We start from the raw sequence: 20,723 nt of genomic DNA on the forward strand, positions 1-20,723 counted from the left end.
AAGTTTTGTGAAAGGGTTTCGTGGTCATAAATTATGAAAATCTGGAATGTCTCAAAACTTAATAGAGAAGCGGCAAAGAGCATAGCTTTAAATTCCGGAATTCCGCAGCTTGCCGCCTGTGTAATGGCGGCAAGAGGAATAGAGGACGAGCAGACAGCTGCACAGCTGCTGCCTTTTGACGGTGAGCTTTTTGACCCGTTTTTAATGAAAGATATGGAAAGGGCAGTGCAAAGAATAACCGCCGCCATAGAAAACGGCGAGAAAATCTGCATCTATGGCGACTACGACGCAGACGGAGTGTGCGCAAGCACACTGCTTTTTTCAAATCTTTCCGATATAGGCGCAGACGCTTTTTATTACATACCGTCACGCCTCAGCGAAGGGTACGGGATGAATTTTGAAGCTGTTGACAAGATAGCGCAGCAGGGAGCAACGCTGATAGTAACGGTTGACAATGGAATCTCTGCAATACAGGAGATAGAATATGCTAAGGGTTTAGGTATTGACACCGTTGTAACTGATCACCATAAAGTGGGGCAGAAGCTGCCAAATGCTGTGGCAGTGCTAAATCCTCACAGGAGTGACTGCAATTATCCGTTCAAGGATTTGTGCGGAGTCGGCGTTGCGTTCAAGCTTGCCGCCGCAATGGTAAGCGACACGATAAGTCAGGAGGATTTGCTCTGTGAATACGCTGATTTTATAACAATCGGTACTATCGGCGACATTGTTCCGCTTGTTGGTGAAAACAGACTTTTCGTTCGGCAGGGACTTCAGCTTATAAGAACTATGCCCAGACCCGGTATCAGCGCACTGCTCAGAGCCGGCGGAATTGAACCGGAAAAGATAAGCTCAGGAAGAGTCTCATATTCACTCGTGCCGAGAATAAATGCCTGTGGCAGGCTTAAACATTCGCAGACAGCGGTTGAGCTGCTTTTGTGTGAGGACGAAGATTTGGCTTATGAGTCAGCACTTGAGCTTGACGAGGATAACTCAAACCGTCGCAAAATTGAACACGATATACTCAACGAGGCAATTGAAATAATAGAGAGTAAGCCGGAAATAAAATATCAAAGTATTATCGTTGTATCAAAGGAGGGCTGGAATGCCGGAGTAATCGGTATTGTAGCCTCACGATTAAGAGAAATATACGGCAGACCTGCAATAATAATCGCAGTAAGCGACGGTGTTGCAAAGGGCAGCGGCAGAAGTATAGCGGGCTTTTCACTTGTTGACGCTGTTTTTGCCTGCAAGGATATTTTGCAGCATTACGGCGGCCACCCTATGGCGGCAGGAATAACGCTTGCCGAGGACAAAATTGATACCTTTGCTAAGATGATAAACGGCTATGCCGACACAATCGGCGAAATGCCGTATCCAACTCTTAATATAGATTTAAAGCTCAATCCCTCCGGCATTAACTGTGACTTGGTGCGTGAGCTTGAATACCTGGAGCCATATGGCGCAGGAAATCCTCAGCCGCTGTTCGGCCTTTACAATATGAAAATCGCAGGAATTACTGAGCTTGGCGGCGGTAAGCATCTGCGGCTGAGCGTTTGCAGAGGTGAGCAGTATTTAACGGTTATGTATTTTTCACACACAAGGGACAGTTTTACCTTTAGCCTCGGCGACTGCGTAGACCTTGCTGTTACTCTTGATATTAACGAGTATAACGGCTATGAAAATGTTTCTGTTGTTGTGCGTGATATAAAGCTTTCCGAGGAAAACCCTTTTGAATGCTTGCAAAGTATAAGAATATATGAGAAAATGAGTATCAACAGCAGGACAATGGCAGAAAAACTAAGCGGAATACTGCCGAGCAGAGCCGACTTTGCCCTTGTTTATCGTGAGATAAAGGCACACGGCGAGCTGAAAACAAGTCTTGCAAGGCTTTGGTGCTGCTTCGGGTGCGGTAAATTATCCTGTGGAAAGCTTAAGGTTATTCTTACGGCTATGGCGGAGCTTCAGCTTATCAGCTGTGAGGAAAACGGTGACATTCTAACAATTAAAGCACTTGAATACAACGGAAAGGCTGATTTGTCAAGCGCACCGGTTATGTTGAAATTGAAAAAGGGAATTGATAAAGGCTGATATTGATGCTTTGGGGAGGAATAGAAAATGCCTGTTGGAACAATACATTATCAGGATTACGAGCAGCTTGTTGAAATGCTTAAAAAGAGTGAAAACAGCTTTGATATGGAGCTTATTGACAAGGCGTATAAGCTTGCGCTTGAAGCTCACGGCGACCAGCGCAGAGTGTCGGGCGTGCCGTATATTCTCCACCCGACCTCAGTTGCCTGTATTCTTGTTGATTTGGGTATGGACACCGAGTCGGTGTGTGCAGCACTTCTTCACGATGTTGTTGAGGACACCGATGTAACCTATGACGAGGTGAAAAAGGACTTCGGCAAGGAAATTGCCGACCTTGTTGACGGGGTAACAAAGCTTGCAAAAATTCCGTATTCAAGCCGTGAGGATCAGCAGGCGGAAAACGTCAGAAAGATGCTTATTGCAATGTCGAATGACATCAGGGTTATCATTATCAAGCTTGCCGACAGACTACACAATATGCGTACAATAGAGTGTATGCGTGAGCAAAAGCGACGTGACAAGGCTCTTGAAAATATGGAAATTTATGCCCCAATTGCTCACCGTCTTGGTATCAGAGCAATCAAGGAGGAGCTTGAAGACTTAAGTATTCTCTATCTTGATCCTGTTGGCTACCATGAGATTGAACACGCTTTGGCACTGACTAAGGACGGACGAGACGCTTTCATTAAGAGAATCAAGGAGAGAATAGTTGAAAAAACAAAGAATCTCATTCCCGATGTGTATGTTGAGGGAAGAGTAAAGAGTATAAACGGCATTTACAGAAAAACATATATGCGAGGCAAAACGATAGAACAAATTTTTGATATTTTTGCCGTTCGTGTAATAGTAAACACAGTCAACGACTGCTACAATGTTCTCGGTGTTGTGCATGAAATATTCAAGCCAATACCGAACCGCTTTAAGGACTACATATCAACCCCAAAGCCAAATATGTACCGTTCACTTCACACAACTGTAATAGGCGAAGAGGGCATACCGTTTGAGGTGCAGATAAGAACATGGGAAATGCACCGGACAGCGGAATACGGTATTGCGGCGCACTGGAAATACAAGCTCGGAATTTCTAAAAAAGGCAGTTTGGAGGACAAGATAACCTGGATCAGGAAAATGCTTGAGAATCAGACGGACGATGACAACACTGATATTCTGAGAAACATAAAAACAGACCTTGACCCGGAGGATGTTTTTGTATTCACCCCAAAGGGCGATATTATAGACTTGCCCTACGGCTCAACGGTTATAGATGTTGCCTATGCAATCCACTCGGCTGTCGGCAACCGTATGATGGGAGCTAAGGTTGACGGCAAGATAGTGCCGATAGATTATAAAATTAAAACAGGTGAGATTGTTGAAATCCTTACCAAAAAGGAGGGCGGATGCCCTAACCGTGATTGGTTGAAGATTGTAAAAACAAGCGAAGCACGCAGTAAGATAAGACAGTGGTTTAAAAAGGAAAAGCGTGAAGAAAATATAGAAACAGGCAAGCTTGAGATTGAAAGAGAGTTCAAGCACGCCAAAATCGTACTCAATGAAACAGAGATGGCTGAGCTTGTAAACAGCGTGCTGAAAAAGCAGAGCTATCAGTCGCTTGATGATTTGTATGCCGCAATAGGCTACGGAGGAGTTTCGCTGTGGAAACTTATGCCGAGAATAAGAGAGGAATATCTCAAAAAATACGGCACAGCGCAGGTTGAGCCAAAGCCGATTGTGCAGGAAAAGCCAAAGAAAACAAAGGTAAGCAGCGGTATAATTGTAGAGGATCATGACGATGTTCTTATTAAGCTTGCAATGTGCTGTAAGCCTCTGCCGGGCGATGATATCATAGGCTTTATCACAAGGGGTAACGGTGTTTCAATACACAAAAGAAGCTGTTCTAATATTCCAAAAGATATAAAGCACTGCGAACAGCCTGAACGATATGTTAATGCGGTTTGGGCGCAGGATGTGAATGAAACATTCCAGACCACACTTGAAATTATGTCAACGGACAGAACAGGGTTGCTTGCCGATATTACAAACCAGCTGTCGGCTATGCATATCTTTATAAATAATATGGACTCCAAGGAAGCTAAGGATGACCTTGCGATAATGCACTTCTCAATTACAGTAAACGGAATGGATCATCTTAGAAGCGTTATCTCAAGGCTTTCAAACGTCAAGGGAGTTATATCAATATCAAGACAGTAACGGAGGATAATATGAAGGCGGTTATACAGCGTGTAAAACGGGCAAGCGTAAAAGCAGACGGCGTTTTGACAGGCGAAATTGAGCAGGGGTTTGCCGTGCTGTTGGGTGTTGAAAAGGGTGACGATGACAAAGACGCCGAGATTTTGGCAGACAAAATATGGGGGCTGCGTGTTTTTACCGATGAAAACGACAAGATGAATCTTTCGCTTGAAGCAGTCGGCGGTCAGGTGCTTGTTGTGTCGAACTTTACGCTGTGTGCAGACTGCTCCCACGGCAGACGTCCAAACTTTTTTGGGGCGGCTCCGCCCGATGAAGCCGACAGGCTTTATGAGCATTTTATCTTCTGCCTTAAAAACGCAGGTGTAAGCAAGCTTGCATGCGGTGTTTTTGGCGCTGATATGGAGCTTGAAATTACGAATGATGGACCTGTTACGATTATTCTTGATTCACGGGAGTTGAAAAAATAATGCTAAAGGTTGAACGCTATGAGGTTGGTGCTCTTGCGACCAACTGCTATATATTAACTGACGAAAAAAGTGGTGACTGTGCCATTGTTGATCCGGGTGAAAAGTCAAAGGCATTGATAGCGGCAATTGACGCTATACAGCCGGAAAAGCTTAAATTTATTCTGATTACGCACGGTCACTTTGACCACATAGGCTATGTTGGTGAAACCTACAAAAAAACAAATGCGCAGGTTGTAATCGGCGAGAAGGATATGTGCTTTTTAAGCAGACCGGATTTTAACCTTTCTGCTTCTGTGAGAAAGGAAATATCCTACGATATGCCTGTAAAATCAGTGTCGCAGGACGATGTTATCACTCTTGGCAATACTGAGATAAAGGTTATTGAGCTGCCTGGACACACAAGAGGCGGAGTCGGATATTTAGCCGACGGTATGCTTTTCTGCGGCGATACGTTGTTCAAAGGCTCAATGGGCAGAACAGACTTCCCGACAGGCAGTGAACAACAGCTGCTTTGCTCACTAAAAAAGCTGTCAGCTCTGCCCGATAACACAGTGGTGCACTGCGGCCACGGTGAGGACACTTTAATCGGCGAGGAAAAGCGTAGAAACTACTGTATGAAATACGCTATGGAAAATTGTTAGGCGAATTTGCCCTTTCAAATTTAGGCGTTTGCAAGATATAAAAAATTAAGGAAACTGTAAATGAAGGTATTTGTTGATAACCATAAATTCCACTATGAAATAGAAAACCTGACAAGGGTGTTCTTCCCCAACGAAAAAATAGAAATAATTAAGCAGGCGTGTGACCTTTCGCATAGCGGTGAGCCTTATATTGTTACAAAGCGTGAAATTCTTGAAAACGAAATTGTGCTTAGCTGTACCGCTTCATTCGGCGCATATCAAAAAAGCAAGAGTATATGCCTGCCGGCTGACGCCTTGGATGACGAGCAGGAAAGAGAGCTTGCAATCACTCTGTATAAGCTTCTCAGTGAATATACATCAATCACTCCGCCTTGGGGAATTCTTACCGGAGTTCGTCCGATAAAGCTTTTCAGAAGGCTGCGTGAGGACGGCGGTGAGGACTACGCAAAGTCATATTTTAAGGATAAGCTGCTTGTATCACAGCCGAAAATTGATTTATCGGTCATTACAGAGCGAAACGAAAGAAAAATTCTTAAAACCTCATCACCGAACTCTTTCAGTCTGTATGTTTCAATTCCGTTTTGCCCGTCAAGGTGCAGCTATTGCTCGTTTGTATCTCAGTCTGTTGAAAAAAGCTTCAAGCTGATAGAGCCGTATGTTGAGCTTTTGTGTGATGAAATTGAGCAAACAGGAAAAATAGCTGCACAGCTTTCACTCAAGCTTGAGAGCGTGTATATTGGCGGCGGAACGCCAACAACGCTGAACGCCCAGCAGCTTCAGGCTGTAATGGGCGCAATAAACAAAAGCTTTGATATGAGCGCTTGCCGTGAATTCACCGTAGAAGCTGGTAGACCCGACACAGTAACTGAGGATAAGCTTTTGGCTATAAAGAACTGCGGCGGTGACAGAATAAGCATTAATCCGCAGACCTTAAATGATAAAATACTCGAAAAAATCGGCAGAAGGCATACCTCAGACGATTTCTTAAGAGCGTATGAGATGGCTGTAAATGCAGGCTTTGACCATATCAATACCGACCTTATTGCAGGTTTACCGGGAGAGAGCTTTGAAAGCTTTAAATCAACGCTTGACCGAATTACTGCACTTGACCCGAAAAGCGTTACCGTCCACACACTTTCAATGAAGCGTTCCTCACAGCTTACGCTTGATGGTATGGAAACACTCAGACGTGACATAAAGGCGGCTGAAAATATGCACCTTTACTGCGCAGAGCTTCTGCCAAAGTGCGGCTATGAGCCATATTATCTTTACAGGCAGAGCAGAATGGTCGGCAACCTTGAAAATGTCGGTTGGTCAAAAAAAGGCAGCGAGGGTATTTATAACGTGTTCATTATGGACGAAACTCACACGGTTCTCGGCTGCGGCGCAGGTGCAACAACTAAGCTTAAACAGCCAAACGGTTCGTATATTGAACGCATATTTAACTACAAATACTCGTATGAATATTTAAACGGCTTTGACGAAATAATCAAGAGAAAAGGCAGGTTTAAATCATTTTATGAAGAATACTGATTATAGCAGCGCAAAGGTTTATTCTATTGAAGAAATAAATGCTGAAGCAATAAGCAACCCCAAAACTTTAATTGAGGATAGTGATGTTCACTTTCGCCTTGAAATTCATTCAGCTGTTGATGAAATTATAGAACGCTCGGACAACGGCGGAGTTATTATGCTGTCGGGTCCGTCCTCGGCAGGAAAAACAACAACATCAATGATGCTGCGCCATTTGATTTCTGACAAGGGCAGGTCAGCGGTTAAAATATCTTTAGACGATTTTTTCATTGCAGCTGAAGAAACTCCGTTTGATAAAAACGGCAAACGTGATTTTGAGAGCATAAGAGCCTTGAACTTGGAGGAGATAAGAAGCTGTCTTTTAAGCCTTACCGAAACAGGCGAGTGCCTTATGCCGAAATATGATTTTGAAAAAAGACGTCCGGCTGACACAAAACAGCACATTAAGATTGAGCCAAACGGTTTTGTAATTATTGAGGGGCTTCACGCAATTAATCCTGCGCTGACATCGAAAATTCAAAAGAGCAGCGTTACAAAGCTCTTCCTTAATATAGAAAGTTCGGTTGTAATTGATGGAGAGGTACTCACCGGTCAGATGTTGAGAATGCTCAGACGTCTTGTCAGAGATACAAGCTACCGTTCAATAAACGCCGAGCAGTGCTTTGAGCTGTGGGACAGTGTAATTGAGGGCGAAAAGGTCAATATCTTGCCGTTTGTCGGTAGCAGCGACATAGTTATCGATTCTTTTCACAAAAGCGAGCTCGGCATTATAGGCTGCCGTGCAATTCCTATACTTTTATCTGTACCAAAGGGCAGTGCACACTATGACAAGGCTCAGAGCCTTGTGTCACTTCTCAGACGTGTTCAGTGTATTGACAATGATTTGCTCGACCCAAAATCACTGCTTACAGAGTTTGTGGGCGGCGGTAGCTATGAATATTAACAATATTTGTCTTGAATCCCGTTAAAACGGGTGATATAATGTATTATCCCTGTAAATTCGTTACAATAATAAAAATTATTAATTCAAAAAGGATGGTTTATATGAGTCTGTTTGATGATTTCTTTACCAATGCAAAATCAGCTGTAAACGCAGTAGGCAAGAAGGCTGAAAAAGTGATTGATGTTTCTAAGCTTAAGTACGCCGAGGCAGGGCTGCAAAGCGAAATCAACAAGAAGTGTCAAGCTCTTGGTAAATTCGTGTATGACAGCTATCTGTCAGGCGAAATGGATAAGGATGCGCTGAGCGACAAGATTGACGAGCTTAAAGAGCTTAACGAAAACCTTGAGTCAACAAGAAAACTTATCAATGCGCAGAAGAACAAGGTTGTCTGCAATGCTTGCGGCGCTTTAGTCAGTGCTGATTTGCAGTATTGCGGCAAGTGCGGCGCAAAGCTTTACAGCGATGACCCTGCTTCTCCGACATCAGATAATTCATGCGAAAATGACGACCCTGTAAGCCGTGATGCACAGCAGGCAGTAAAGGAAGCGCAGGAGGATGCTGTTCAGTAATTTTGATATAGTCAATCGCATTTACAGGCGGTTTAAAAGCCGCCTGTGTTTGTGAATAAAGGAGAGGTGCGTTTTGGAGCGACAAACTCTGCAAAACGGCGAAAAGCAAAAGCAGACCTTCCTAAAGGGCGCAATGGTTATGTCGATGAGCATGATTGTTGTCAAGGTCATCGGTATGATTTATAAAATCCTGCTCGGTCAGTTTCTTGACGGTGTCGGATACGGTATGTTTACGCTCGCCTACAACTTTTACGATCCGCTTTTTATGCTTGCAACAGGCGGCTTTCCAATAGCCATTTCACGCCTTGTATCTAAAAGCGTTGCCGAAAACCGATTCAGAGATGTAAAAAAGCTGCATAAAATCTCAATACCTATTTTTATTTTTACCGGCGCAGTGTGCTGCTCGCTGATGTTCATTTTCAGTGAAACCTACGCCGATCTTGTTCATAATAACGATGTAAAATACGCTATCCGAGCACTTGCTCCTACAATAATTTTCGGATGTCTTATGGCTATATACCGAGGCTATTTCGAGGGAATGCGAAATATGGTGCCTACGGCGATTTCCGAGATTATGGAGGCGTCAGGCAAGCTTGTTTTGGGACTTTCCGCAGCAGCCGTTATCTCAACAATAGCAACAAATGAATACACCGCCTCCGGCACCGTATTCGGCACGCCGTACAGCGACCCGGTTGCCGCTGAAAACACAATAATGATTTACACCGTTTGCGCAGCTTTGCTCGGTATAGTTGCAGGTGCGCTTATGGGTTTTGTTTTTCTGTTTTTACGCTACAAGCTTAAGGGATGTGACGTTACTCGCCGCCAACTTTATTATTCCGAGCCTGCCCGTTCAGGAAAGGATATAACAAAGGAGCTTGTAAAAACAGCTATACCAATCGGTGTAAATTCACTTGTATTAAGTATTTCAAGTATGATCGATTCAACGCTTATACAGATAAGAATTGATGATTTAACAAATACAAACAGGCAGCTTATGCAGGAGCTTTATCCGCTTGTTGATAAGCACGTTTTCGACGACGGTATTTTTCAAACCTACTTAAACGGCTGTTATGGCTATGCGTTAACTCTGATGATGCTTGTAACCGCGCTGACACAGGCGTTTGGCTCAAGTGCGCTGCCAAGCCTTACCTCCGCATGGACAAGGGGAGATAGGGAGGAAATCAAGGATAATATAGAGATGATTTTAAAGCTTACGCTCTGTGTGGCTTTGCCGGCAGGTCTTGCGCTGTCTATGCTGTCATGGCCGCTGCTCAATTTGCTTTACGGTAACGGCAACTTAAGCGTTGAGGTTGATATAGCTTCAAAAATTCTGCAAATTCTCGGTATATCCGTAATTTTTATAGCAACCAGTACGCCTATTTGCAGTATGCTTCAAGCTGTCGGCAGGGTGGATTTGCCGCTTAAGCTTATGAGTATAGCTATGGTAGTGAAAATATCATTGAATTACACGCTTGTAGGTATTCCTACAATTAACATTCAGGGCGCAGCTGTCGGCTCGCTTGTGGCTTATCTGTTCGTTGTTGTTGTCGGACTTTACTTCCTGTGCAGGGAAACAAAAATTGTGCCAGACTTTGCGCAGGTGCTTATTAAGCCGCTTATCGGTTCGCTTGTATGCGTACTGCTTGGAACAGTGGGATATAATCTGCTCGCTTCAAGTATTTCAGCAAAAATTTCTATCATCATAACGGCAGTATTTACGGTGATAATATATTTTATTGCACTGCTTTTACTTAAGGTTGTCAGCAGACGTGAAATATGTATGCTGCCAAAGGGAGAAAAAATTGCAAAACTACTTGAAAAAGCGCACATTTTAAGGTAAAATATCAAAGTGCTGGCATTATCTACCACTGATTTTTAATCGGAGGGACGTTTAAAATGGACTTTGAGCAAAAAGACCGCTATGGTTTTAAAGATCTTGTGACAATTGTAAAGCTCTTAAGAGGTGAACACGGCTGTCCTTGGGATAAGGAACAGACACACCAATCAATAAGACAGAATTTTATCGAGGAAACCTACGAGGCTGTTGAGGCTATCGACACAGCCGATACTGAGCTTCTCAAAGAGGAGCTTGGCGACGTTTTACTTCAGGTTGTCTTTCATGCCGTAATGGAGGAAGAAACCGGCAGCTTTGATATTGACGACGTTGCAGACGGTATCTGCAAAAAGCTTATTATCCGCCATCCTCATGTTTTTTCGGACGTTGTTGCGAACGATACGGCTCAGGTGCTTAAAAACTGGGATAATATCAAAATGCAGACAAAATCCCAAAGAACTCAGACAGACGCCATGAAAAGTGTTTCAAAGGCTCTGCCGTCGCTTATGAGAAGCCAGAAGCTTCAGCAGAAGGCGGCTAAGGTTGGCTTTGACTGGGACAGCGTTGACGGCGCTCTTGATAAGCTTGATGAGGAAATAGCAGAGCTTAAGCAGGCGGTAAGAAACAACGACGTTAAAAACCAAAACGAGGAGCTTGGCGATGTACTGTTTTCGGTTGTCAATGTTTCACGCTTTTTAAAAGTTGACCCCGAAAAGGCGCTGTATGACAGCTGCGATAAATTCACAGACCGTTTTGAAAGGGTTGAAAAGGCAGCGGTTGAACAGGGCATAGATATGAAAAACTCGAACCTTAATACGCTCAATTCCCTGTGGGACAGAGCTAAGGAAATAAATTAATGTGAAATTTCAGGAGGATATTTTAAAATGAACAAAACAGAATTAGTTGCAGCAGTTGCTGAGAAGAGCGGCTTGACAAAGAAGGATGCAGAAAAGGCAGTTTCATCTGTTATTGATGTTATTGTTGAGTCAGTAGCAAACGGTGAGAAGGTACAGGTTGTCGGCTTCGGTACATTTGAGCAGCGTCAGCGCAATGCAAGAACAGGTTGCGACCCAAGAACAAAGCAGCAGATTGAAATTCCTGCTTCAAAGGTTCCTGCATTCAAGGCAGGCAACGCTTTCAAAGAGGCAGTCAATAAATAATCACAATAATCAAAGCGCCTGCCAACAGCATTGATTGGCAGGCATTTTATTTATAGGGAGTGAATATAATGCGACTTGATAAATACTTAAAAATTTCAAGAATAATTAAAAGAAGAACCGTAGCCAATGAAGCGTGCGACGCAGGCAGAGTTTTGGTGAATGGCAAACCTGCAAGAGCGTCGTATGATGTTAAAATCGGCGATGTTGTTGAGGTAACTCTCGGCAGCAAGCCGGTCAAAATCAGTGTTACTGCCATAAACGAGTACGCAAAAAAAGAGGACGCTTCGGATATGTATAAGCTTCTGTAAGCATAATCCTGAAAGCTCTATCATAATATTATCCATAAAGTAATGGAGTGGTATTATGGCAGAGTATAAAAATTCAATGAAAAAGCCGCACAGCCTTATGCTTGAATGTCGCAGCGCATTGACGCTTACCGGAATAAACGATATAGGCAGCTTTGACTCTCTAACGGTAATGCTATATACCGATTACGGCGGGCTTTGCATAAAAGGTTCATCGCTTCATATAAGCAAGCTGAGCCTTGATACCGGCGAGGTAACTATTGACGGTCAAATCAGCGCAATGATTTATACCGAAGCCTCGGGCAAGAAGTCGGGCGTTTTTCAAAAGCTGTTTAAGTAATGGAAATATCAAGCTTTCCGCAATGGCAGATTTTTTTGTTCTGTCTTGCGTGGGGACTTCCTGTCGGCGTGTTATATGATGTGTTCCGCTTTTTGCGCAAGGCGGGGCTGAATTCAAAAATTGCCCTTGTTGTAGAGGATGTCGTTTTTATGTGCATATGCGCCGTGTGGCTTTTTTTGCTTGCCTGTGCCGTAAACCTCGGCATTATTCGTTTTTATATGGGTGCGGCGTTTTTTGGCGGAGCAATTTTATACCGTTTAACGCTCGGCGTTCTTACAGGCAAATGCTTTGACAGTATTATTTTGTTCTTTACAACGGTTTACAGGGCGGTGAAACGCATTATAAAGCGGATTTTTTCGTTTTTTTGCAAACAAACAGGCAAAATTACTGTTATATTTTGTTTCTTACAGAAAAAATATAAAGAAAAATCGAAAAACCGCTTGAAAGTTAAATCAAACAAGGTGTATAATTATAAAAAGCATTTTCCGATTGCTGTATTTAGGGGAAGGAGAAACAGCCGTGAAGGAAGTTGTAAGAGAAATAGAACCGACAAAAAAGCCGAAAAAAAAGCGTAACATTGTTATCGGCACATTGCTCGGGTTTTTTGCTGTCTATGCTGTTGTTACTCTTATTTCTCAGCAGGTTCAGATAAACCGGAAGCAGTCGGAGCTTTCACAGTTAGAGGATAAGATTCTTATCCAGGAAGTGAAGAACGGCGAGGTTGAAAAGGTGTATAACTCGGACGATAAGGAGAACGAGGAATACATAAGAAGAATAGCGAGAGAAGAGCTTGGCTACGCCGAGCCGGACGAGCGTGTTTTCATAAACATCGCCGGCGAATGACGGTTTAATTAACAGGGGGATTTTTTCTTTATGCGGCTTGAAGTGGGAAGTATTGTTGAGGCCAAGGTTACGGGTATTACTAATTTCGGAGCGTTTGTTGAATTGCCGGAGGGCAAAAAGGGAATGGTGCACATTTCTGAGGTTGCGCCAACCTATGTTGAAAAGATTGCGGATCATTTATCAGTAGGACAGCAGGTTAAGGTTAAGGTGCTGTCGATAGGCGAGGACGGCAAAATCAGCCTTTCTATCAAAAAGGCTATGGAGCGTGAAAAGCCTCAGTTTACCCCAAAAAAGAACCGAACAAGCCAGCAGCCTGCAACGGCGTCAAAGGGGCCGGGCAGCTTTGAATGGCAGCCGAAAAGGAACGACGGCAATTTTGAAGATATGCTGTCACGCTTTAAGCAGACAAGCGACGAGAAAATCTCTGCGCTCAAAAAGGGCGAGGCTGCGCCAAGACGCAGAAAGCCGCAGAAATAATGCAACAATTAAAATAATTTTCAGGAAATTTTACAGGGCTGTCACAGACAGCTCTTTTTTGCGTTATTTTTGGCTGTATTGTAAATTTATGAATAATATATCAAAATGCTATGGAAAATCGTTTTAATTTATGTTACAATATCAATGATTTTATATTTAGTTTGAAAGGAATTTCAGTATGGACGTGTTATTAAAGGTTATTTCTCAGCAGTGGATTTTTATTTTGCTTGCGGGTCTGTTAATCGGCTTTCTTTATCTTGTTAAGGCAAAGCGGCCAAAGGATTTTCAGAAAATTGCTCTGATTGAGCTTGTCGTTTCTATTGCGGCATTAGTGCTGTTTGCACTGTTCGGATTTCCGGATTTGTTCCTGCTTGCGCCGATTATAATAATTTGCTGTGAGCTTTTCGGCTACATAATTACCGGCAAGTGCGTAGGTGTGCTGCTTATTGACTTTTTGCTGATTCAGTTCTTGTGGTTCCTTGAAACCAAAACAATTATTAACTCAAGCTTCAGCCAGATTATATTCTATGTGCTTCAGCTTGTCGCTGCTGTTGCTATCGGAATTCTTATCGACAATCATATCAGAGCGCTTAACAAGGAAAAAAAGCAAAAGATTGCTGCCAACAAGGAGCAGGAAGAATTGCAAAAAAAGAAAATGGATAAGCACGTTGACGAGATTATCTCAAAATACGGCGACGGAAAAAAAGCTGATGACGACACTGATAAAATAGAAGAGCTTGAAGTCAGCGATATTCTGAAGAAATACTCTCTTGACGATGACAGTGATAAATAATTCCTAAATAAAAAGGTCCTCAGCAAAACCGAACAGTCAGCTTGAGCTTATAAAGCTCAACCCTGTATGCAGCTCAATTTTGCTAAAGACCTTTTTTATTACAATAATATTTCAGTTTGACGAATTGTCTGACGCTTCAGTAGCGGCTGATTCAACGGCGGTTGCGGCGGAAGTCTTCTCGGTATCCTCACCTTTAGGGTACTGCATACCGTTGATAAACAGTGTGTCCTCGGTGACATACCAGTGTTCAAAGTCAACGCTTTCTTCGTTTGACGCCCACTCAAAGCTGAGCGGCTCGTCACTGCCGTAAACGCTGAGAGTTATTGAATTATCATCCTTTATTTTGTATTCTCCTGCCATACCGCCGATTATGCAGGTGCTGTCATCATAAAACTCGCACCATGTTTGATTGCGGTATTCCCAGTTGCCAAGAATAAGCTCTGACGGAGCCTTGGCTTGATTGCCCGAACATCCGACAATTGTAAGGCATAAAAGCACAGCAGGAAGAAAGGCTTTAAAAATTTTAAATGGCTTCATTTTTATTCGCTCCTATAAAATACTAATTATGAGTTCTGTTAATTTAATAGTATAATCAGCAGGAATTTATGTCAACAAAATTTTTGTTAACATTTTATTTTAAATCACCTTGTTAATTTTAACGAATAATAACGGATAATAAGTCGAAAATTTTCATTGATTTTTTTCGTGATTTCAGTTAAAATATTATGATGGTGATAGTTATGAAAAGCGTTTTGGTAATATCAAGAACGGATGCGCTTGCAGCTCCGCTAAAGGAGCTTATGCAATCCGAGGGATATAGCGACGTAAGCACAGCTTGCAGCACACAGCAGGCAAAAGCTCTTATGCGTGAGCGCAGCTTTGATGTTGTTATTATCAATACGCCTATTCTCGACGGCGGCGGAATAGATTTGTCCGTCGAGCTTGTAAGCTGTTCCCGTTCAGGTGTTTTTGTCCTGATGAAAAGCGACGTTTACGAAAAATGCTGTGATGCCGTTGAAGAAAAGGGTGTTTTTGCAATGCAAAAGCCGCTTAACCGTGCAGTGTTTCATCAATGCCTGAAAATATGGGAAATTTCCAAAAATCGGCTTTTTAGCCTTGAGAGTGAAAATCTTCAGCTAAAGCACAAGGTGGAGGAAATGAAAGTAATTAACCGTGCAAAATGTACTCTGATGCAGTGCCTTACTATGAGTGAACAGCAGGCGCACCGCTATATTGAAAAGCAGGCTATGGATATGCGCATAAGCCGCTTTCAGGTGGCGCAGAGAGTGCTAAGCACATATGAGCTTTAAGCTATAACTAACTTTTGTGAAAGGATTTGATTGCATGAGCCAAAAGGCGTATCTGATACTTGAAAACGGCAAAACCTTTGAGGGCATTGGCTTTGGTGCCCGTAAAGAGGCTGTTGGAGAGCTTGTTTTTACAACTGCTATGACAGGATATCTTGAAACACTAACTGACCCAAGCTACTATGGTCAGGTAGTTATTCAAACATTCCCTTTAATCGGAAATTACGGGGTAATTCCCTCTGATTTTGAGAGTAAGCATCCTGCGCTTAAAGCATATATTGTTAGAAACAGGTGTCAAGAGCCGTCCAACTTCCGTTGCGAGGGTCTGCTTGACACTTTTTTAAAAAACGAGGATATACCGGGAATATATAACCTTGACACAAGAGCAATCACAAGGATTGTTCGTGAATACGGCGTAATGAACTGCAAGGTAACCTATACTCTTGATAATCTCGAAAGTGATATTGAGGAGATTAAGAAGTACAGAGTAACAAACGCCGTTACTTCTGTAACTCCGAACGAGAGGCAGGAGCTTAAGGCGGAAAATCCTGAACACAATGTTGTGCTGTGGGACTTCGGCGCAAAGGGCAATATTGCAAGAGAGCTTGTTAAGCGTGGCTGCAATGTTACAATCGTTCCTGCGTCAACTACTGCTGATGAAATTCTTTCTCTCAATCCGGACGGAATAATGCTTTCAAACGGACCGGGAGATCCACAGGAGAATACAGGAGTAATTTCGGAGCTTAAGAAGCTTTGTGAGAAAAAGCTGCCTACCTTTGGCATCTGCTTGGGACATCAGCTTCTGGCTATGTCACAGGGAGCAAAAACACAAAAGCTTAAATACGGACACAGAGGAGCAAACCAGCCGGCAACCGAGACTGCCACAGGCAGAGTTTACATCACAAGCCAGAACCACGGTTACGCTGTAATGAGCGACACCCTTCCGGCAAACGCTGTTGAGAGCTTTAAAAACGGCAACGACGGCACCTGCGAGGGGGTAAGCTACACCGATATGCCTGCATTCTCTGTTCAGTTCCACCCAGAGGCATGCGGCGGTCCTCTTGACACTGCGTTCCTGTTTGATAAGTTCATTTCAATGATGGAGAAATAAAACAGAATAATTATATTATTACGTCTTTTGAAAGGAATGTGACAAATGCCACTTAATAAGGATATTAAACGTGTAATGGTAATCGGCTCCGGCCCTATTGTTATTGGACAGGCTGCTGAATTTGACTACGCAGGAACACAGGCTTGCCGTGCGCTTAAAGAAGAGGGTCTTGAGGTAATCCTCATCAACTCGAACCCTGCTACAATAATGACAGACAATGCAATGGCAGACAAGATTTACATTGAGCCTTTGAATCTTGAAACTGTTAAAAGAATTATAAAGAAAGAAAAGCCGGACAGCCTTTTGTCAACACTTGGCGGACAAACAGGTCTTACTCTTTCAATGCAGCTTGCAAAGGAAGGCTTCCTTGAGAAGGAGGGAGTTCGTTTGCTTGGTGCAGATCCGGAAACAATTGACAAGGCAGAGGACAGACAGATGTTCAAGGACACAATGGAGTCCATAGGTCAGCCTGTTATTCCGTCGAAGGTTGTTAATGATGTTGAATCTGCTGTTGATTTTGCAAAGGAAATAGGCTACCCTGTTATTATCCGTCCTGCTTTTACACTTGGCGGTACAGGCGGCGGTATTGTAAACAATGAGGAGGAGCTTCGTGAGATTACGGCAAACGGCCTTGAGCTTTCGCCGATTACTCAGGTGCTTGTTGAGCGCTGCATAGCCGGATGGAAGGAAATTGAATTTGAGGTTATGCGTGACAGCAAGGGTAACGTAATCACCGTCTGCTCAATGGAGAATTTTGACCCTGTCGGAGTTCATACAGGCGACAGTATTGTTATTGCTCCTACCGTTACGCTTTCAGATAAAGAGTATCAGATGCTCAGAAGCGCATCTCTTGATATTATCTCGGCTCTCGGCGTAGAGGGCGGCTGTAACTGCCAGTTTGCGCTCAATCCTGAAAGCTTTGAGTATGCCGTTATTGAGGTTAATCCGAGAGTATCACGTTCTTCGGCTCTTGCTTCAAAGGCAACAGGCTACCCGATTGCAAAGGTATCGGCTAAAATAGCAATCGGATATACACTTGACGAAATCAAAAACGCCGTTACGGGTACAACCTATGCTTGCTTTGAGCCGGCTCTTGACTATGTTGTTGTTAAGTTCCCGAAATGGCCGTTTGATAAATTTGTTTATGCTAAGAGAACACTCGGTACTCAGATGAAGGCAACCGGAGAGGTTATGTCAATAGCTCCGACCTTTGAGCAGGCTATAATGAAGGCTGTAAGAGGCGCTGAAATTTCTCTTAAAACCTTAGACCACGAGAAGTTTATTAATATGTCGGTTGAAAATCTCAGAAAACGCCTTGAAATCTGCGACGACGAAAGACTATTCTGTGTGTTCTCAGCTCTCAAAAAAGGAATTACCGTTGATGAAATCCACAAAATCACACTGATTGACGAGTGGTTCCTTAATAAGCTTTTGAATATTATCAACCTTGAAAATGAGCTTGCAAAGGGCGAGCTTACAGACGAGCTTTATATGCAGGCTAAGCATATGGGCTTCCTTGATGAGTCTATCAAAAAGATAAGCGGCTGTGAGATTAACAATCCTGCTCTTCCTGTTTATAAAATGGTTGACACCTGTGCCGCAGAATTCAAAGCTGAAACACCTTACTTCTACTCCACTTTTGACAGTGAGAATGAAGCCGAGGAGTTTATTGAGGAGACAAACGACGGCAAAAAGACAATTATCGTTTTTGGTTCAGGTCCTATCAGAATCGGTCAGGGTATTGAATTCGACTATGCCTCTGTTCATTGCGTATGGGCGCTTAAACAGGCAGGCTTTGATGTAGTTATAGTGAACAATAACCCTGAAACTGTTTCAACTGACTTCGACACAGCTGACAGACTTTATTTTGAGCCGCTTACTAACGAGGACGTTATGGGCGTTATCAACACCGAAAAGCCATATGGTGTTGTAGTTGCCTTTGGCGGTCAGACAGCTATAAAGCTGACAAGCTATTTAAGCTCACAGGGCGTAAATATTCTCGGAACATCTGCCGACAGCATTGATATGGCGGAGGACAGAGAGCGTTTTGACGAGCTTCTTGAAAAACACCACATCAAGCGTCCTCAGGGCTTTACCGTAATGACAACCGAGGAAGCACTCGACGTTGCCGACAAAATTGGCTACCCTGTACTTATGCGTCCGTCATATGTACTTGGCGGTCAGAATATGATTATCGCTTATAACAGCGACGATATTATAGAATATATGGCAATTATCCTGTCGCAGAATATTGAAAACCCAATCCTCATCGACAAATACCTTATGGGTACTGAGATTGAGATTGACGCTATCTGCGACGGCGAAGATATACTTATTCCGGGTATTATGGAGCATATTGAAAGAGCCGGAGTACATTCGGGCGACTCAATAGCCGTATATCCTGCATGGAATATCAGCGATGAAATGACAAAGCGCATTGTTAAAAGCTCCAAGGATTTGGCGCTTTCACTTAACACAAAGGGTCTTGTTAATATTCAGTACCTTATCTACAAAGGTGACCTTTATGTTATTGAGGTTAACCCACGTTCTTCAAGAACAATTCCTTACATCAGCAAGGTAACAGGCGTTCCTATGGTTGATTTGGCTACAAAGGCTATGCTCGGCGAAAAACTCAGTGATATGGGCTACGGCACCGGACTTTATAAGAAATCACCTTATATAGCCGTTAAAGTTCCTGTATTCTCATTTGAGAAGCTTATCAATGTTGATAACCATTTGGGACCGGAAATGAAGTCAACCGGTGAGGTTCTGGGTGTTGCCGGAACACTTGAGGAGGCACTGTATAAGGGCCTTGTCGGTGCAGGCTACAAGATGACAAAGTCGGGCGGCGTTCTTATAACAGTTAGAAATTCAGACAAAAGCGAAATCGGTGACCTTGCCAAAAAATATCAGGAGCTTGGCTTTGAGCTTTACGCAACTAAGGGTACTGCCGAGGTGCTTAAGACCTACGGCATAAAGGCTCATGTTGTAAACAAAATTCATGAGGCTGACGAAAACACCTTAACACTTATTGAAAGCGGAAAAATCAGTTATGTTATTTCAACCTCGTCTAAGGGAAGAATCCCCTCACGTGACAGCGTTAAGATTCGCCGTAAGACTGTTGAAAGAAACATTCCGTGTCTTACATCTCTCGACACGGCAAACGCACTTGCAGAGTGCCTTAAGAGCAGATATTCACCAAGCAACACAGAGCTTGTTGACATTAACCATATGAGGAGAGATAAAGTGAAGTATAATTTTACTAAGATGCATGGCTGTGGCAATGACTACATCTATTTTAACTGCTTTGACGAAATGATAAACAACCCTGAAGGGCTCAGCGTTCGTCTATCTGACAGACGTTACGGAATCGGCGGCGACGGTATTATTCTTATCTGCAGGTCTGATGTTGCAGACGCAAAGATGAGAATGTTCAATCTTGACGGTTCTGAAGGTAAAATGTGCGGCAACGGTATTCGCTGCGTTGGCAAGTTCCTTTACGATCACAACCTTGTTGATACAAGCAAGGATACAGTTTCTGTTGAAACCTTAAGCGGCATAAAGACCCTTACAGTTTACAAGCAGGACAACGAGGTTAAGAGCCTGCGTGTTGATATGGGCAAGGCGGAGCTTAACCCGAAAAATATACCTGTTGCTATGGATAAGGATAAGATTGTAAACGAGCCTGTAACTATCGACGGCAATGATTACAACATCACTTGTGTTTCAATGGGAAATCCACACTGTGTTGTATTTATGGATGATATAGACGGTCTTGACATTGAGAAGGTAGGTCCGAAGTTTGAGTTCGACCTGCTTTTCCCTGAGAGGGTAAATACAGAGTTCGTAAGCGTAATTGACAACCATACAATCAGAATGAGAGTATGGGAGAGAGGCAGCGGCGAAACATGGGCTTGCGGTACAGGTGCCTGCGCTGTTGCTGTTGCGGCTGTTGAAAACGGCTTCTGCCCGAAGGGTGAGGACATTACAATTAAGCTTAAGGGCGGCGACCTTGTAATAAACTACACGGATGAAACAGTATTTATGACAGGCGCTGCAGAGCGTGTATTTGACGGAACAATAGAGCTTTAATTAACTGAAATA

The 20,723-nt window shown here is 43.2% G+C and carries 20 protein-coding genes; 19 read left to right on the forward strand and 1 reads right to left on the reverse strand.

Annotated elements, in window-relative coordinates; genetic code table 11:
* Window positions 1–33 precede the first annotated feature (33 nt).
* The 16 genes from recJ (at window position 34) to GMA13_RS04525 (ending at window position 14,201) form a co-directional block, all read left to right on the forward strand.
* A complete protein-coding gene (gene recJ, locus GMA13_RS04450) occupies window positions 34–2,088 on the forward strand; it encodes a single-stranded-DNA-specific exonuclease RecJ (RefSeq protein ID WP_255882942.1) in 2,055 nt (684 codons plus the stop codon).
* Between the two features lie 27 nt (window positions 2,089–2,115).
* Window positions 2,116–4,296, forward strand: a complete 2,181-nt coding sequence (locus GMA13_RS04455) for a bifunctional (p)ppGpp synthetase/guanosine-3',5'-bis(diphosphate) 3'-pyrophosphohydrolase (RefSeq protein ID WP_255882943.1) — start codon at window positions 2,116–2,118, stop codon at window positions 4,294–4,296.
* An 11-nt stretch (window positions 4,297–4,307) separates the two neighbouring features.
* Window positions 4,308–4,763 carry a D-aminoacyl-tRNA deacylase gene (gene dtd / locus GMA13_RS04460; protein WP_255882944.1) on the forward strand — a complete coding sequence of 152 codons (456 nt, stop codon included), beginning with the start codon at window positions 4,308–4,310 and terminating at the stop codon, window positions 4,761–4,763.
* Window positions 4,763–5,404, forward strand: coding sequence for an MBL fold metallo-hydrolase (locus GMA13_RS04465; RefSeq protein ID WP_255882945.1), 642 nt, complete (start codon window positions 4,763–4,765; stop codon window positions 5,402–5,404). The genes dtd and GMA13_RS04465 overlap by 1 nt, the downstream gene beginning before the upstream one ends.
* 60 nt (window positions 5,405–5,464) lie before the next feature.
* The gene (gene hemZ, locus GMA13_RS04470; protein ID WP_255882946.1) at window positions 5,465–6,937 is read left to right on the forward strand and encodes a coproporphyrinogen dehydrogenase HemZ; all 1,473 of its coding nucleotides are present in this window, start codon (window positions 5,465–5,467) and stop codon (window positions 6,935–6,937) included.
* Window positions 6,924–7,880, forward strand: a complete 957-nt coding sequence (locus tag GMA13_RS04475; protein ID WP_255882947.1) for a uridine kinase — start codon at window positions 6,924–6,926, stop codon at window positions 7,878–7,880. The genes hemZ and GMA13_RS04475 overlap by 14 nt, the downstream gene beginning before the upstream one ends.
* Before the next feature lie 101 nt (window positions 7,881–7,981).
* Complete coding sequence (locus GMA13_RS04480) at window positions 7,982–8,449, forward strand: hypothetical protein (protein ID WP_255882948.1); 468 nt, start codon at window positions 7,982–7,984, stop codon at window positions 8,447–8,449.
* 73 nt (window positions 8,450–8,522) lie between these two features.
* Window positions 8,523–10,289, forward strand: a complete 1,767-nt coding sequence (locus tag GMA13_RS04485; RefSeq protein WP_255882949.1) for a polysaccharide biosynthesis protein — start codon at window positions 8,523–8,525, stop codon at window positions 10,287–10,289.
* A 56-nt stretch (window positions 10,290–10,345) separates the two neighbouring features.
* Window positions 10,346–11,140, forward strand: coding sequence for a nucleoside triphosphate pyrophosphohydrolase (mazG, locus tag GMA13_RS04490; protein ID WP_255882950.1), 795 nt, complete (start codon window positions 10,346–10,348; stop codon window positions 11,138–11,140).
* A 27-nt stretch (window positions 11,141–11,167) separates the two neighbouring features.
* A complete protein-coding gene (locus GMA13_RS04495; RefSeq protein ID WP_255882951.1) occupies window positions 11,168–11,443 on the forward strand; it encodes an HU family DNA-binding protein in 276 nt (91 codons plus the stop codon).
* A gap of 68 nt (window positions 11,444–11,511) precedes the next feature.
* Entirely contained in the window at window positions 11,512–11,751 is a 240-nt protein-coding gene (locus tag GMA13_RS04500; RefSeq protein WP_255882953.1) for an RNA-binding S4 domain-containing protein, read from the forward strand.
* A gap of 55 nt (window positions 11,752–11,806) precedes the next feature.
* Window positions 11,807–12,088 carry a sporulation protein YabP gene (gene yabP, locus GMA13_RS04505; RefSeq protein WP_255882955.1) on the forward strand — a complete coding sequence of 94 codons (282 nt, stop codon included), beginning with the start codon at window positions 11,807–11,809 and terminating at the stop codon, window positions 12,086–12,088.
* The gene (yabQ, locus tag GMA13_RS04510; protein ID WP_255882956.1) at window positions 12,088–12,663 is read left to right on the forward strand and encodes a spore cortex biosynthesis protein YabQ; all 576 of its coding nucleotides are present in this window, start codon (window positions 12,088–12,090) and stop codon (window positions 12,661–12,663) included. Before yabP ends, yabQ begins: the two co-directional genes overlap by 1 nt.
* Window positions 12,608–12,931: a septum formation initiator family protein gene (locus GMA13_RS04515; RefSeq protein ID WP_255882957.1), complete on the forward strand. Its 324-nt coding sequence runs from the start codon at window positions 12,608–12,610 to the stop codon at window positions 12,929–12,931. Before yabQ ends, GMA13_RS04515 begins: the two co-directional genes overlap by 56 nt.
* 30 nt (window positions 12,932–12,961) lie before the next feature.
* Window positions 12,962–13,408 (forward strand): S1 RNA-binding domain-containing protein, encoded by a 447-nt coding sequence (locus GMA13_RS04520; protein ID WP_255882958.1) that lies wholly within the window; start codon window positions 12,962–12,964, stop codon window positions 13,406–13,408.
* Between the two features lie 178 nt (window positions 13,409–13,586).
* Window positions 13,587–14,201 carry a hypothetical protein gene (locus GMA13_RS04525; RefSeq protein ID WP_255882959.1) on the forward strand — a complete coding sequence of 205 codons (615 nt, stop codon included), beginning with the start codon at window positions 13,587–13,589 and terminating at the stop codon, window positions 14,199–14,201.
* A 111-nt stretch (window positions 14,202–14,312) separates the two neighbouring features.
* Here the strand turns inward: GMA13_RS04525 and GMA13_RS04530 are convergent, their stop codons facing one another.
* Entirely contained in the window at window positions 14,313–14,738 is a 426-nt protein-coding gene (locus tag GMA13_RS04530) for a hypothetical protein (RefSeq protein WP_255882960.1), read from the reverse strand.
* A gap of 203 nt (window positions 14,739–14,941) precedes the next feature.
* Here GMA13_RS04530 and GMA13_RS04535 point away from each other — a divergent pair, with 203 nt between their 5' ends.
* The 3 genes from GMA13_RS04535 to carB are packed head-to-tail and all read left to right on the forward strand — an operon-like array spanning window position 14,942 to window position 20,711.
* Complete coding sequence (locus GMA13_RS04535; protein ID WP_255882962.1) at window positions 14,942–15,511, forward strand: ANTAR domain-containing response regulator; 570 nt, start codon at window positions 14,942–14,944, stop codon at window positions 15,509–15,511.
* Window positions 15,512–15,545: 34 nt separating this feature from the next.
* The gene (locus tag GMA13_RS04540; protein WP_255882963.1) at window positions 15,546–16,619 is read left to right on the forward strand and encodes a carbamoyl phosphate synthase small subunit; all 1,074 of its coding nucleotides are present in this window, start codon (window positions 15,546–15,548) and stop codon (window positions 16,617–16,619) included.
* A gap of 45 nt (window positions 16,620–16,664) precedes the next feature.
* On the forward strand, window positions 16,665–20,711 hold the full coding sequence (carB, locus tag GMA13_RS04545; RefSeq protein WP_255882965.1) for a carbamoyl-phosphate synthase large subunit: 4,047 nt from the start codon (window positions 16,665–16,667) through the stop codon (window positions 20,709–20,711).
* The last annotated feature ends 12 nt before the right edge of the window (window positions 20,712–20,723 follow it).

The sequence above is a fragment of the Ruminococcus sp. zg-924 genome, from assembly GCF_024433635.1.
In the GTDB taxonomy this organism is placed as follows: Bacteria; Bacillota; Clostridia; order Oscillospirales; family Acutalibacteraceae; genus UBA7067.